Genomic DNA, 13,676 nt, shown 5'->3' on the forward strand with positions numbered 1-13,676 from the left:
CCTTTTTATCTATAAATGTCAGCATGTTATCTGTTAGCCGACATTTTCAAACGTAATCCTCATGAGTACCTCAAAGCTGTAGCAAGTCTTGGTTATCCGTCCCCATGAAGTAGTACGCAATTTTTTTCAGTAATGATAATCTTTGTTACAGTATTTCTTAACTCTCACTCAAGCTCGGATAGCGATGATGCTATTGCTTTCTTTTATGCTTAACTACTTGTAATAGAACGATAATTTCATAATTTAGCCGAGATAAAAACCGATTACATGAGCAGGCCTGTAGAAAGTTTTACCTGTTACCCCCTGGGAAATCGCATAATTCCATCCAAAAAATGCTTGCATTGCGGGGAATTTTTGCGTACTATATCTTATATACTGTCAAGGCGATTTTGGACCACAATTGCGTACTACTTTGGGTATATAGATATGGTACTCACAGACACTGCTCGCCAATACTTTTTGTCCATTCAGTTCAGGATACGACAGGCTGCTGTCAGGTCACCTGCATCAGTGCCTTTTACTTATGAAGACGAACCATTCTTCTCTGCCTATCAGGCCATCACCGATGTATGGAAAAATCGAAAACCACAAAGGGTTGTGGCTGAATCTTTCAACATCAGTCGAAACACCTTGAAAGACTGGGATCACTCATTTGCTCTTTATGGGACCGTGGCTCTTTTACCGGAGATATCTCATGAGCAGGTTGACCCGGCTCTGGAGCGACTGGTTATCCTGGTCAAACTTTCAAGACCACATGAACGTGCCAACCATGCCTTACGACTCGCCAAGGCCCTGGGGATTGAAGACGCCTCCTTGGAACATATCCGCCAGATTCAGCGTTCTTATGGCTATGGCCAGCGAATGGATGAAGCAGACATTTGTTTTTGGTCCGGCCTGCAACATATCCTGGAATCCGTAATCAAGCAAAAAGAAAAACCGCCTGCCAGGCCAGTTCATAACCTGCACGACCGGCCTGGTACTTTTTTCAATTATCAGCGCGACCACCTTCAACATCGAGTTGAGCTATTCAAGGCCTTATCCAAGCTTGAAAAAAAACGCCAGATTCGCCCAGTGCTTCAAGAATTCGGCATGGCCCCCAATCGGTTCTATGTGTTGAAAAACCGGTATATGCTCTATGGGGTCTGGGGCCTGGCTGATCTTGTCCAAAAGGGGCAAACCGGTGAGAAGATTTCCCCCCAGCTGGAGCTTCAAATCATAGAAGAAAGACTGATGGATCCGTCCCTGTCCACAGCCAAGATGATAAAAAAGCTCAATTTGAAATGTTCCCGGGCCAATGTCCAAAAGATCTATGCTCGATGGAAACTCTCACGATTCAAAAAACCCGTTGCCATCCGAGGTGTTATCTCCAGCCCGGTTCCGGCTCAGGTGACTGAGAAACAGTCACCGGTAGAAGCCTCGGCCAAATCCCGATTTCCTGATCTCGTTGATACCTCCGGGCTCAAAGTGAACCGTTCTTTCCTTCAATTCATCAAGCACCTGGCCTACCGCAAGGTGGTCATCAGCAACCCAGGAACTTTGATCGTGGCTCCTTTCCTGGATCAATTAGGGGTCATTGAAGCATGGCACACCTACGGCCCAAACAGCCTGCGCACTTCTGAGATCACCAACAATATTATCGTGAATGTCATGCGCATTATCGCTGGTTTTCCCAGCATCCATGACTTTACACTCAATGCTGACCGCTCTGTAGCCGTGGCTTCAGGACTGGTTCTCAACCCAGGAAAAACCAGATTCTACGATGCATTCGATGAGATTCGCTTCAGCCATTTGCAGTTCCTGCGAAACGATGCCTCTTGCCGGGCCAGGGAACTGGGGATCATTGAGGGCAAAGAGATTGCCATAGATTATCACTGTGATCCCTCGGATAGCCGGTTTCCTGAAGACAAAGCATTGAGCAAGGCTCCTGATAAAAACGGTGATATGACGTACGCTCACAGGCCGCAGATCCTCTGGGACAGCATGACCAACACCATCATTAATATCGCCTACTGTGAAGGCAAGTCCAGGGCTCCGTCAGCCCTGTACCGCTTCTGTGAACGAAACCTGTTTATGATCATTGACCCTGACGTTATCAAGGAAATTTATGCAGATTCCGAGTATACCGGAGAAAAACAGCTGATATATTTGACTGTTCGTTCGGAATCGGACATTACCATGTGCCTCAAACAAAACCCCAAGATCAAGCGTTGGAAAGAGGCAACCATCCAGCAAGGGGTCTGGCAGGATTACCGGGAGCAATATCGCATTGCCAGTAAGGACTTCATTCTCCCAGAAACAAAAAAGCCCTTTCGTTTTGTGGTCAAGCAAAACAAAGAAACCAGTGAGATCCGCTGCTTTGGAAGTACACATACAGACTACAGCCCGACCAAGATCCTGGATGCCTACCACATCCGCTGGCCGGTGGAAACTGGCATCAAAGATCTTATCGAGAACTACTTCCTGAACAAACCCACAGGCACGTCTCCAGAAAAAGTGGAGGCTCATTACTATTGCATCATGCTTGCTCGGCTCGCTGTTGATTATTTTCGGTCCCAGCTATGTATACCTCAGTGGCAAAGCCCTGAAGACTGGAAATGTGTCTTGTCCACCATCCGAACCAGCATATTCAGCAATCAAAACTGCGAACTGAGCCTTGATGACTCCGGCGACCTCCTCATTACATATCTGGACGGAGATCGTCAGGGGATTAAAAAGAGACTTGCCGAACTTCTTACCAGCAGAAAAGAAACAGGCCTCAACCGCGTTTCCTGGTGGGGAAATCGAGGCGTTCAGATTCAGGTCAAAGATCAGTATGCCATATGATTTTGGCTCTCAAATTGGCCTATCTTTATGGCTCTCAAAAACGGGTGGAAAAGTCTGAAGTTTGTTACAAGGGGCTCGCCATGCACACAAAGCCCCATCCTTCATATTTGCTCAGCGTAAGGCTGCAACCAATCAAAAGGGAGCAGGAAAGCCTGTTCAAGTCTTTGATGGCCAAGTATCACTATCTTGGAGCCTCGCCTAAAATCAGCGAAACGCTCTGGTATGTCGCCACCTACTCTGATCAGTGGGTTGCCCTGCTTACATTCTCGGCTGCAGCCTTGAAATGCGCGGCCAGGGACCGTTGGATTGGATGGGAATATCGGCATCGGTTTGACCGCTTGAAGCTTCTGGCCAACAACACTCGTTTTCTTATTCTGCCGGGCTGGAATCTGCCAAACCTGGGATCTCGCATCCTATCGCTTTGTGCAAAGCGCATCTCTTTTGATTGGCAACAACATTTTGGCCACCCACTGCTGCTCCTGGAAACCTTTGTAGATCCCAGACGTTACACAGGCACTGTATACCGCGCCTCAAACTGGACAGAGCTTGGACTGACCAAAGGCTTTAAAAGAGTCGGCCAAGGATACAGTGCCAAACCTTCATCCCCCAAACTCATCTTTGTCTTGCCGCTTCAAGCCAACGCCAGAAAACTGTTGTCTTGTGCCATTCTTAACGCAGCATATCAAAAAGGAGAACCCAAAATGACCATGAATGCTAAACAGATGGAATCACTCCCGGATTACTTCAAAACTGTCACCGACCCTCGAAGAACACATGGACGCCGTCATCGAATCTCTACAGTTCTGTCCATTGCAGCAGCAGCCACCCTGTGCGGAATGAAAGGCTACAAGGCCATTTATGGCTGGGCCAACAAACTGGGACAAAAGGCCCGGCAACGGTTTCGGTGCCGCAAGGAAAATGGAAAATATGTTATCCCCAGTCAGTTCGTCATACGTGATGTTCTAGTCCGTGCGGACCCAGTTGAATTAGATCTGGCTATGCAACGCTTTAACGAAGATCAAGGCCTCGAAGACACTTGTCTGGCTTTTGATGGCAAAACCATGAAAAACGCCATTGATGAAAATGCCCGGCAAACCCATATTGCCAGTGTTGTTGGCCATGAATCCAAGACCACCCACACCCAAAAAAAGTAGGTGCTCTGCCTGCAGAGGATGATGACCAAGAAACGAAGCAGACAAACGAAATCGGGATGTTTATCCCCATCCTGGAACAAATAGAAATCTCCGGGAAAACTATCACCGCCGACGCGCTTCTTACTCAGAAAAAACTGGCCGAATACATCGTTGGGCGCAACGCAGCCTACCTTTTTACCGTCAAAAAAAACCAGCCCACTCTCTACTTCGACATCAAGAAATACTTTGAACACCGCAAAGAACCTGACTATTGCCTCCAAGATCCACCAGGTCATGGCCGAATAGATACCCGCTCCATATGGACTACCACCGAGCTAAATGAATACCTTGAATTTCCCCATGTTGGCCAGGCGTTTTGCATTCATAAAAAAAGCTATGACCCAAAAACCAATAAAGTCTGTGAAAACACTTTTTGATGGCTGTTTTCTTTTTGTTGCAAAAGACAAAGACACAGCCTGAAAAGGGATCTGATTTGATCCTCTGCCGGCAGATTTTTGTCAGCCCGTCGATCCCTTTTCTGAAATCAACAGGCTCCACAGCTACAAGGATGCGCATCTGGGGAGTGAGCTGAATCATGCCCCTTTGCTCCAGAAAGCCGAGAGGATCTCAAGGGGATTAGGCAGGTCTGGACCTTTAAGCTGCATTTTGAGCTTTGATCCATCTCGAGCTTCGGTCTCCAGGTGATATTCGGTGCAAGGCAAAGATGACGTGAGTTCAAATTCAACAAAGGAAGGACCTGGCTGTAGGGACTCTTGAGCCTGCTCGGCCAGGACCCGCTTTTTGAGGTGGCTGTGATTGAGGTGCAAGACCTTTGCTATTTTGCAGATGGAATAATCCTGAGCAAGGCTGACTGCACTGGCCCATAGGTGGTTGGGAATCGGAGATCGTGTGTGTCTGGTTTCCCGCCAGTGCTCGAACTGTCTCTTGACTTCTTCAAGGCCTGGCCGGGTGGATGGGGCTGATTGCTGGTGCATCGGTTGTCCTCCTTATGGTTTGGTAACCGATAGTACCCCAGGCCCTCAAATTTTTCACGCAGGCTTGCCGGAAAGACACTATCGAGAAAACCTCCCCAACGAATAATCTCCTCCACGCCAAGCCAGCGCAATATCAGCAGACCCTCCTCCTGGACCTTGAGTCATGGGTAAGCGTCCATTTAACCCCATCTTTTTTTCTCCGCCTGATGTGCTAATGGTCTCCCAAATACCAAGGAGGGGCCGTTATGCAAACCAAGTCACAGAAGTACACGCCTGAGGAGCGGGCCGGATTCTGGTCCGCGCATATCAACAAGTGGAGGCAGGGCAGCCTGACCAAAGCCGAATACTGCCGCAGGGCAGAACTGTCCAAGCATGCCTTCTATTACTGGTGCAAAAAGCTTGGGCACACCTATTCCAGGAAAACCCAGGAGGAAAATGCCATCGTGCCGGTGCCCCTGAAGGTTGTCCAGGAGAAAACCCATACGCCTCTGCGTCTGATGGTCAACAATTACCGGGTGGATATCCCGGGTGATTTCCAGCAGGAAGTACTGGCCAAGCTTGTCCGTACTCTGGAGGAGATCACGTGATCGCGGTAAGTCAGGCCAAGGTGTATCTGGTCACCGGACATACCGACATGCGCAAGGCCATAGACGGGTTGTCCATCATGGTCCAGGCTCAGCTGGAGCATGACCCCTTTTCCGGTCATCTGTTTGTCTTCTGCAACAGGCAGCGAACCATCATCAAGATCCTGTACTGGGACACAAACGGTTTTTGCCTGTGGCAAAAGCGCCTGGAGAAGCAAAGCTTCAAGTGGCCTGCATCAAAGCAGGAAGTTATGGAGCTTGATGCGAGGCAGCTTGTTTGGCTTTTAGACGGTCTGGACCCTGTGCAGGTCAGGGGGCACAAAGAGTTAAAATTTTCCACATTATTTTAGATTTTTTTGCAAAAAAAGCTTGCAATTCCAAATGTTTGTGTGTATATGAATACTCAGTTATGGACATCAACAACTTGCCAGATGATAAGGATGCGCTCAAAGATATCGTTGCTGACTACCACCAGCAACTTATCTACCTGCAGGAGAAACTGAACTTCCTGCAAAAAGCCATCTATGGGTCCAAATCCGATAAAAAACCCAAATGCGGCTCCAAAGAGACCTGGCCCATGATGCCTGGCCTTGTTGAGATGGAAACCGAGGTGGAAACGCCCCAGGAAAAAACCATCACCATACCTGAACATTCCCGTAAGAAACGTGGCCGCAAGCCCATCCCCAAGGATCTTCCCAGAAAGGATATAATCCATGACCTCTCTGGGGAGGAAAAGATATGCCCCTGCGGAGTCGAGCTAAGCCCGATAGGTCAGGAAGTAAGCGAAAAACTGGATTATATCCCTGCCAGGCTGATTGTTAATCGCTACATCCGTCTCAAATACGCCTGCAAAAACTGCGAGGGAGCCGAAGATGATCAGGGTGCAGTCAAAATAGCTCCCATGCCGGAACAGCTGATCCCCCAGGGCATAGTGACTCCAGGTCTTATGGCTCATATCATCACAGCCAAGTTTGTGGACGGCCTACCCTTTTATCGCCAGTGCAAGCAGCTTTTAAGGCTGGGCATTGATATCTCCCGTTCCACCATGGTCTCCTGGGCCATGCATGCGGCCAGGGTCTGCGAGCCTTTCCTGGATCTGTTCAAAAAGGAGATCATGCTCGGATTCCAGGTGGGCATAGACGAGACCCCGGTACAGGTACTTGATGAACCGGGCCGGTCCAACACTTCCAAGTCATATATGTGGGTTTTCCTTGGCGGCCATCCTGAAAATCCCACTGTCCTTTATGATTATCATCCCACGCGAAGCGGTCTGGCCCTGGATTTCCTCCAGGACTATCAAGGTTATATTCAAAGTGACGGCTATGCAGTCTACAACGACCTGGGCGACAAGCCGGGCATATTCCATGTAGGATGCCTGGCCCATGTCCGGCGCAAGTTTATGGATGTGGTCAAACTCTCCAAGAAACAAAAGCACAAGGGCGGAACCGCCCAGGAAATCCTGAACCTTATCGCCAAGCTATATATCCTGGAACAGTCCTTTGAAACCAGAAAGCTAAAGCCCGACCGGATACAGGAAGAACGTCAGGAAAAAAGTATACCCATACTAAACCAGATAAAAACTCTGCTGGACGAAAGAAGTAAAACCACCCCGGACAAAAGCAAACTGGGCACGGCCATAAATTATGCCCTGAACCAGTGGGACAGAGTGGTGCGCTATACACTGGATGGCCGGCTGCGGCCTGACAATAATCTGGTGGAAAACGCCATCAGACCCTTCGCCCTGGGACGCAAGAACTGGCTTTTTGCCGGACATCCCAATGGAGCCAAGGCAGGCGCTATGTACTTCTCCCTGGTGGAGACAGCCAAAAAGAACGGCCTGGAGCCTTACGCATACTTACGCCACCTGTTTGAAAACTTGCCCCTGGCCAAGACCGAGCAGGATCTGAAGGCCCTTATGCCTCAGTACATAGATCCGGAAGTCCTGCCTTCCCCCACTGCCTGCTGATCCCAACCATCATACCCCTGGCCTGCTGCATATCCAGTGGGCCAGGGAATACTACCAACGATACCCGCCCATGGATAGGTGTACCCGTTTGGACGCTTACGGACCTTGAGTCATGGAGGAGGTGTCTCAACTTGTGCTGTGATAACCGAAAATTGACCAGCCCCTGAACTGGCCCTCCAAGCAAAGCCTACGCCAGCTGCCGTGAAATTTATCTGCTTACGCACGTCTGCCGAAAGCACACCATCTGTCAAACACTCCATCTGAATCGTGATTAAACTTCCACCACCCAAGTAAATCCAGGCCACGGTGTAGCTCCCCTCCTTAGCCAAGGAGGGGGCGGGGGTGGTTGTATGAGATCCCTTCCTTATTTCCGAAGTTACCCCAAAGGGACCTCAATCAAGATTTTTTCAGACACAAAAAAAGGGATTCCAGTGATTGGAATCCCTTTTTTTGTGGAAAAAATGTTCCGGCAGCGTCCTACTTTCCCAGGGGTGTGCCCCAAGTATCATCGGCGCTGGAGGGCTTAACTTCCGAGTTCGGAATGGGGTCGGGTGTGGCCCCTCCGCCTTGGCCGCCGGAACAAAATTTATAAGTTAATAGGAGTAAGTTTTTTGTAGTCAGGTTAAGACTCACGGACTATTAGTACCGGTCAGCTCAACATGTTGCCATGCTTACACTTCCGGCCTATCTACCTGGTGGTCTTCCAGGGTCCTTTAGTCCAACACGTACTTGCATACATGTCAGAGGGGAGACCTTATCTTGAGGAAGGCTTCCCGCTTAGATGCTTTCAGCGGTTATCCCTGCCGATCATAGCTACCCTGCTGTGCCGCTGGCGCGACAACAGGTCCACTAGAGGATCGTCCATTCCGGTCCTCTCGTACTAGGAACAGAGCCTCGCAAGTCTCCTGCGCCCACAGCAGATAGGGACCAAACTGTCTCACGACGTTTTAAACCCAGCTCGCGTACCACTTTAAATGGCGAACAGCCATACCCTTGGGACCTGCTCCAGCCCCAGGATGTGATGAGCCGACATCGAGGTGCCAAACCGCGTCGTCGATGTGAACTCTTGGACGCGATCAGCCTGTTATCCCCGGCGTACCTTTTATCCGATGAGCGATGGCCCTTCCATTCAGAACCACCGGATCACTAAGGCCTACTTTCGTACCTGCTCGAGATGTCTCTCTCACAGTCAAGCTCCCTTATGCCTTTGCACTCAACGGCTGGTTTCCAATCAGCCTGAGGGAACCTTTGCACGCCTCCGTTACTATTTGGGAGGCGACCGCCCCAGTCAAACTACCCGCCAGACAATGTCTCCCGCCTGGCTTCACAGGTCGGGATTAGAACCCTAGACTACCAAGGGTGGTATTTCAAGGGCGGCTCCACGATCACTGGCGTGACCGCTTCAAAGCCTCCCACCTATCCTACACATGATAGCCCAAAGTCCAATGTCAAGCTGTAGTAAAGGTGCACAGGGTCTTTCCGTCTTGCTGCGGGTACTCGGCATCTTCACCGAGAATTCAATTTCACTGAGCCTCTGGCCGAGACAGTGCGGCGATCGTTACGCCATTCGTGCAGGTCGGAACTTACCCGACAAGGAATTTCGCTACCTTAGGACCGTTATAGTTACGGCCGCCGTTTACCGGGGCTTCGGTTCAATGCTTCCCCCGCACTTACTTTACTACTGATCCTGCTACTAAACTAAGCGTATTTTTGCTTCAATGCTCACGCTCAATCTGCATTAAATCAATCGTAAAGTAAGTGCGGGGTAACATCTCCCCTTAACCTTCCGGCACCGGGCAGGCGTCAGTCCCTATACGTCGTCTTACGACTTCGCAGAGACCTGTGTTTTTAGTAAACAGTCGCCACCGCCATTTCGCTGCGACTCCCCCAGGCTCATAAAGTAAATTTAATCACCCGAAGGAGCACCCCTTCTCCCGAAGTTACGGGGTCATTTTGCCGAGTTCCTTAGCCAGAGTTATCTCAAGCGCCTTGGGATACTCTCCCCGCCTACCTGTGTTGGTTTACGGTACGGTCCGCCAGTTGATCTCGCTTAGAGGTTTTTCTAGGCAGCATGGGATCAGTCACTTCCGTCTATTAAGACTCGTCATCACCTCTCGGCCTTATGAAGATCCGGATTTGCCTGGATCTTCAGCCTACAGGCTTGAACCGGGACGTCCAACACCCGGATGACCTACCCTTCTGCGTCACCCCATCACTCAAACGATCAACAAGCAGGTACAGGAATATTAACCTGTTTCCCATCGACTACGCTCTTCAGCCTCGTCTTAGGGGCCGACTAACCCTGGGCAGATTAACTTTACCCAGGAAACCTTAGGCTTACGGCGAACGGGTTTCTCACCCGTTTTATCGTTACTCATGCCAGCATACTCACTTCTCTACAGTCCACCCAACCTCCCGGTTGACCTTCGTCCCGTAGAGAACGCTCCCCTACCAGGCCAGTGGACAATGTCCTCTGACCTCCGTGGCTTCGGTAATGTGCTTTAGCCCCGGTACATTTTCGGCGCAGAACCACTAGACCAGTGAGCTATTACGCTTTCTTTAAAGGATGGCTGCTTCTAAGCCAACCTCCTGGCTGTCAAAGTAGTTCCACTTCCTTTCCCACTTAGCACATATTTAGGGACCTTAGCCGACGGTCTGGGCTGTTTCCCTTTCGACCACGGACCTTCTCACCCGTAGTCTGACTCCCGGGCTTCAACTTACGGCATTCGGAGTTTGATAGGGTTTGGTAACCTGGTGGGGCCCCTAGCCCTTTCAGTGCTCTACCTCCGCAAGTAAACACCCGAGGCTATACCTCAATATATTTCGGGGAGAACCAGCTATCACCGGGTTTGATTGGCCTTTCACCCCTATTCACAGGTCATCCAAAGAGTTTTCAACCTCTACTGGTTCGGGCCTCCACTTGGTTTTACCCAAGCTTCACCCTGCCCATGAATAGCTCACCCGGCTTCGGGTCTAATCCACAGTACTAATAGCCCTGTTCAGACTCGCTTTCGCTGCGGCTACACCTCTTCGGCTTAACCTCGCACTGTAGATTAACTCGCTGGCCCATTATGCAAAAGGCACGCTCTCACCCAACTAAAAGTCAGGCTCGAACTGCTTGTAGGCAATTGGTTTCAGGTTCTCGTTTCACTCCCCTAACAGGGGTTCTTTTCACCTTTCCCTCACGGTACTGGTTCACTATCGGTCGCCAAGTAGTATTTAGCCTTGGAAGATGGTCCTCCCGGATTCCCACAGGGTTCCACGTGCCCCGTGGTACTCAGGTACCTTCTGGCGTCGCTTTCGATTTCGCATACAGGGCTTTCACCTTCTATGGCCTACCTATCCCAGATAGTTCTGCTATCTACTGGCAAATCACCGTATTGAAGGCCCTACAACCCCCCGTGCCCGAAGACACGAGGTTTGGGCTAATCCCCGTTCGCTCGCCGCTACTTGGGGAATCTCTCTTGATTTCTTTTCCTCCGGGTACTGAGATGTTTCACTTCCCCGGGTTCGCTCCCCTGAATTAACAGAGGTACCTGAACATTACTTCAGGTGGGTTGCCCCATTCGGAAATCCCCGGATCAAAGCCTGTTTGACGGCTCCCCGAGGCTTATCGCAGCCTCCCACGTCCTTCTTCGCCTCTTGGCGCCAAGGCATCCACCAATTGCCCTTAATATCTTAACCTAAACTACAAAAAAACTTACCCCTATTTAACTGTCAATGAACATACAGCCATAAATGAACCAACCAGAATCTTCTCCTGGTCAATGCCCTCAATGGCTGTGTCAAGGAACCCGCTTAGAGCTCCAGGTGCTTGAATCAATTCTTATTGATTCAACACCTGAAACTGTAAGCTTATCTCATATCTACAAAAAGAACTATTACGGTTATCTGTTATCTGTTATCTGTTAATTGTTAATTGTTAATTGGGTGAAGCTGTGAATTATGGCTTTTTTCTTCCACTATTAACTAATAACTGATAACTAATAACTGATACTGGTGGAGGTGAACGGGATCGAACCGATGACCTCCTGCGTGCAAGGCAGGCGCTCTCCCAGCTGAGCTACACCCCCATGGTGTAAATTACAAATCTCAAATTACAAATCTCAAACTGATTTCATCAAGTTACAAGATCTCTTACATTTCAAGACCACAAAACTTAAAGATTTTGTCTTTGTTTGTATTTTGTGATTTGTAATTTGCTATTTCCACAATGGTGGGCCTAGATGGACTTGAACCATCGACCTCACGCTTATCAGGCGTGCGCTCTAACCAAAACTGAGCTATAGGCCCATCTGACCCTGTACCATATTTATTCAATGAACAGCCTTGGACAATCAAATAGTGAGCCGACCCGTATAACCTGTAAAGGAGGTGATCCAGCCGCAGGTTCCCCTACGGCTACCTTGTTACGACTTCACCCCAATTACCGGCCCTACCGTGGACGCCTGCCTCCACGCATAAAGCGTGGTTAGCCCGGCGGCTTCGGGTAGAACCGACTTTCGTGGTGTGACGGGCGGTGTGTACAAGGCCCGGGAACGTATTCACCGCGGCATGCTGATCCGCGATTACTAGCGATTCCAACTTCATGCAGTCGAGTTGCAGACTGCAATCCGAACTACGATGGGGTTTTTGAGATTTGCTCCACCTCACAGTCTCGCTACCCTTTGTCCCCACCATTGTAGTACGTGTGTAGCCCTGGGCGTAAGGGCCATGATGACTTGACGTCATCCCCACCTTCCTCCGAGTTAACCTCGGCAGTCTCCTTAGAGTGCCCGGCTCTACCCGATGGCAACTAAGGACAGGGGTTGCGCTCGTTGCGGGACTTAACCCAACACCTCACGGCACGAGCTGACGACAGCCATGCAGCACCTGTCACCGCGCTCCCCGAAGGGCACTTCCGTATCTCTACGGAATTCGCGGGATGTCAAGCCCAGGTAAGGTTCTTCGCGTTGCATCGAATTAAACCACATACTCCACCGCTTGTGCGGGCCCCCGTCAATTTCTTTGAGTTTCAACCTTGCGATCGTACTCCCCAGGCGGGATACTTAACGCGTTAGCTACGGCACCGAATTTAAAACCCAGCACCTAGTATCCATCGTTTACGGCGTGGACTACCAGGGTATCTAATCCTGTTTGCTACCCACGCTTTCGCACCTCAGCGTCAGTAAAGGCCCAGGTGGCCGCCTTCGCCACTGGTGTTCCTCCCGATATCTACGGATTTCACCCCTACACCGGGAATTCCGCCACCCTCTACCTTACTCTAGCTCGGCAGTTTCAAATGCAATTCCCAGGTTGAGCCCAGGGCTTTCACATCTGACTTGCCGTGCCGCCTACGCGCGCTTTACGCCCAGTAATTCCGAATAACGCTCGCACCCTCCGTATTACCGCGGCTGCTGGCACGGAGTTAGCCGGTGCTTCCTCTGGAGGTACCGTCAAAACTAAAGCCTGTTCGACTTCAGCCCGTTCTTCCCTCCTGACAGAGGTTTACGATCCGAAAACCTTCTTCCCTCACACGGCGTTGCTGGGTCAGGGTTGCCCCCATTGCCCAATATTCCCCACTGCTGCCTCCCGTAGGAGTCTGGGCCGTGTTCCAGTCCCAGTGTGGCTGATCATCCTCTCAGACCAGCTACCCATCGTCGCCTTGGTAGGCCTTTACCCCACCAACAAGCTAATGGGACGCGGACTCATCTCCAGGCGATAGCTTGAATCAGAGGCCATCTTTACTCATCAGCTCATATGAACCAATAAAACCATCCAGTATTAGCCCCGCTTTCGCGGAGTTATCCCGGACCCGAAGGTAGATTATCCACGCGTTACTCACCCGTTCGCCGCTTTACTCGCTCCCGAAGGAACTTTCTCGCTCGACTTGCATGTGTTAGGCACGCCGCCAGCGTTCATTCTGAGCCAGAATCAAACCCTCCAGTTGAAATATAACCGGAAAGCTTAATTAAGCTGTCCAACTCAATCAATAATAAAACAAATAACCTTACCAGGTCGGCTCACTATTTAATTGTCAAAGAACTAATAAATGTCAAAATCTCCCAATCACCGAAACAACACCTTCTACACTGAACCAAATCAGCTGTCAATGAAAAAATCAAAATATTTTAAAATGATTTCTAGCAGAGAACAGAAGGTTCGCCCCGGCAGGAAATAGAAATATATGCACATG

General features: G+C 50.0%; 8 protein-coding genes, 2 tRNA genes and 3 rRNA genes. 6 read left to right on the forward strand and 7 right to left on the reverse strand.

Features of this window, described 5'->3' with window-relative positions; translation table 11 throughout:
* The first annotated feature begins 510 nt into the window (after positions 1-510).
* The 3 genes from DTHIO_RS21905 (at position 511) to DTHIO_RS22185 (ending at position 4,393) form a co-directional block, all read left to right on the forward strand.
* Positions 511-2,823 carry a transposase gene (locus DTHIO_RS21905; RefSeq protein ID WP_208596352.1) on the forward strand — a complete coding sequence of 771 codons (2,313 nt, stop codon included), beginning with the start codon at positions 511-513 and terminating at the stop codon, positions 2,821-2,823.
* A gap of 80 nt (positions 2,824-2,903) precedes the next feature.
* Positions 2,904-3,977 (forward strand): Druantia anti-phage system protein DruA, encoded by a 1,074-nt coding sequence (locus tag DTHIO_RS19335; RefSeq protein WP_083803937.1) that lies wholly within the window; start codon positions 2,904-2,906, stop codon positions 3,975-3,977.
* Between the two features lie 56 nt (positions 3,978-4,033).
* Positions 4,034-4,393 carry a DDE transposase family protein gene (locus DTHIO_RS22185; RefSeq protein ID WP_040417277.1) on the forward strand — a complete coding sequence of 120 codons (360 nt, stop codon included), beginning with the start codon at positions 4,034-4,036 and terminating at the stop codon, positions 4,391-4,393.
* Here the strand turns inward: DTHIO_RS22185 and tnpB (DTHIO_RS22825) are convergent.
* Positions 4,281-4,553 carry an IS66 family insertion sequence element accessory protein TnpB gene (tnpB, locus tag DTHIO_RS22825; RefSeq protein WP_083803881.1) on the reverse strand — a complete coding sequence of 91 codons (273 nt, stop codon included), beginning with the start codon at positions 4,551-4,553 and terminating at the stop codon, positions 4,281-4,283. The genes DTHIO_RS22185 and tnpB (DTHIO_RS22825) overlap by 113 nt on opposite strands.
* Positions 4,550-4,951, reverse strand: coding sequence for a hypothetical protein (locus tag DTHIO_RS00265; RefSeq protein ID WP_008868367.1), 402 nt, complete (start codon positions 4,949-4,951; stop codon positions 4,550-4,552). The genes tnpB (DTHIO_RS22825) and DTHIO_RS00265 overlap by 4 nt, the downstream gene beginning before the upstream one ends.
* A 245-nt stretch (positions 4,952-5,196) precedes the next feature.
* On the opposite strand from DTHIO_RS00265, the gene tnpA reads away from it, so the two are divergent.
* Genes tnpA through tnpC form a run of 3 tightly spaced genes read left to right on the forward strand, consistent with a single transcriptional unit; the run spans position 5,197 to position 7,501 of the window.
* Positions 5,197-5,538, forward strand: a complete 342-nt coding sequence (gene tnpA, locus DTHIO_RS00270; protein WP_008868368.1) for an IS66 family insertion sequence element accessory protein TnpA — start codon at positions 5,197-5,199, stop codon at positions 5,536-5,538.
* Positions 5,535-5,885, forward strand: coding sequence for an IS66 family insertion sequence element accessory protein TnpB (tnpB, locus tag DTHIO_RS00275; protein ID WP_008868369.1), 351 nt, complete (start codon positions 5,535-5,537; stop codon positions 5,883-5,885). The genes tnpA and tnpB (DTHIO_RS00275) overlap by 4 nt, the downstream gene beginning before the upstream one ends.
* 59 nt (positions 5,886-5,944) lie before the next feature.
* The gene (tnpC, locus tag DTHIO_RS00280) at positions 5,945-7,501 is read left to right on the forward strand and encodes an IS66 family transposase (RefSeq protein ID WP_008868370.1); all 1,557 of its coding nucleotides are present in this window, start codon (positions 5,945-5,947) and stop codon (positions 7,499-7,501) included.
* A gap of 464 nt (positions 7,502-7,965) precedes the next feature.
* On the opposite strand, the gene rrf is transcribed toward tnpC, so the two are convergent.
* The 5 genes from rrf to DTHIO_RS00310 form a co-directional block, all read right to left on the reverse strand.
* Positions 7,966-8,080 (reverse strand): 5S ribosomal RNA (gene rrf, locus DTHIO_RS00290).
* A 39-nt stretch (positions 8,081-8,119) separates the two neighbouring features.
* Positions 8,120-11,185: ribosomal RNA gene (locus DTHIO_RS00295) — 23S ribosomal RNA — on the reverse strand.
* Positions 11,186-11,498: 313 nt separating this feature from the next.
* A tRNA-Ala gene (locus tag DTHIO_RS00300) sits at positions 11,499-11,574 on the reverse strand.
* Positions 11,575-11,715: 141 nt separating this feature from the next.
* Positions 11,716-11,794, reverse strand: a tRNA-Ile gene (locus DTHIO_RS00305).
* A gap of 74 nt (positions 11,795-11,868) precedes the next feature.
* Positions 11,869-13,430 (reverse strand): 16S ribosomal RNA (locus DTHIO_RS00310).
* Together the 16S, 23S and 5S rRNA genes with 2 tRNA genes alongside form the textbook arrangement of a ribosomal RNA operon.
* Positions 13,431-13,676 lie beyond the last annotated feature (246 nt).

The organism is Desulfonatronospira thiodismutans ASO3-1, assembly GCF_000174435.1.
GTDB classification, from domain to species: Bacteria; Desulfobacterota; Desulfovibrionia; order Desulfovibrionales; family Desulfonatronovibrionaceae; genus Desulfonatronospira; species Desulfonatronospira thiodismutans.

Coding starts and splice junctions, on each gene's coding strand:
- DTHIO_RS00265 (WP_008868367.1), bottom strand. CDS start 4,951: ATGCACCAGCAATCAGCCCCATCCACCCGGCCAGGCCTTGAAGAAGTC.
- DTHIO_RS22185 (WP_040417277.1), top strand. CDS start 4,034: ATGTTTATCCCCATCCTGGAACAAATAGAAATCTCCGGGAAAACTATC.
- tnpB (WP_083803881.1), bottom strand. CDS start 4,553: ATGATTCAGCTCACTCCCCAGATGCGCATCCTTGTAGCTGTGGAGCCT.
- DTHIO_RS19335 (WP_083803937.1), top strand. CDS start 2,904: ATGCACACAAAGCCCCATCCTTCATATTTGCTCAGCGTAAGGCTGCAA.
- tnpA (WP_008868368.1), top strand. CDS start 5,197: ATGCAAACCAAGTCACAGAAGTACACGCCTGAGGAGCGGGCCGGATTC.
- tnpC (WP_008868370.1), top strand. CDS start 5,945: ATGGACATCAACAACTTGCCAGATGATAAGGATGCGCTCAAAGATATC.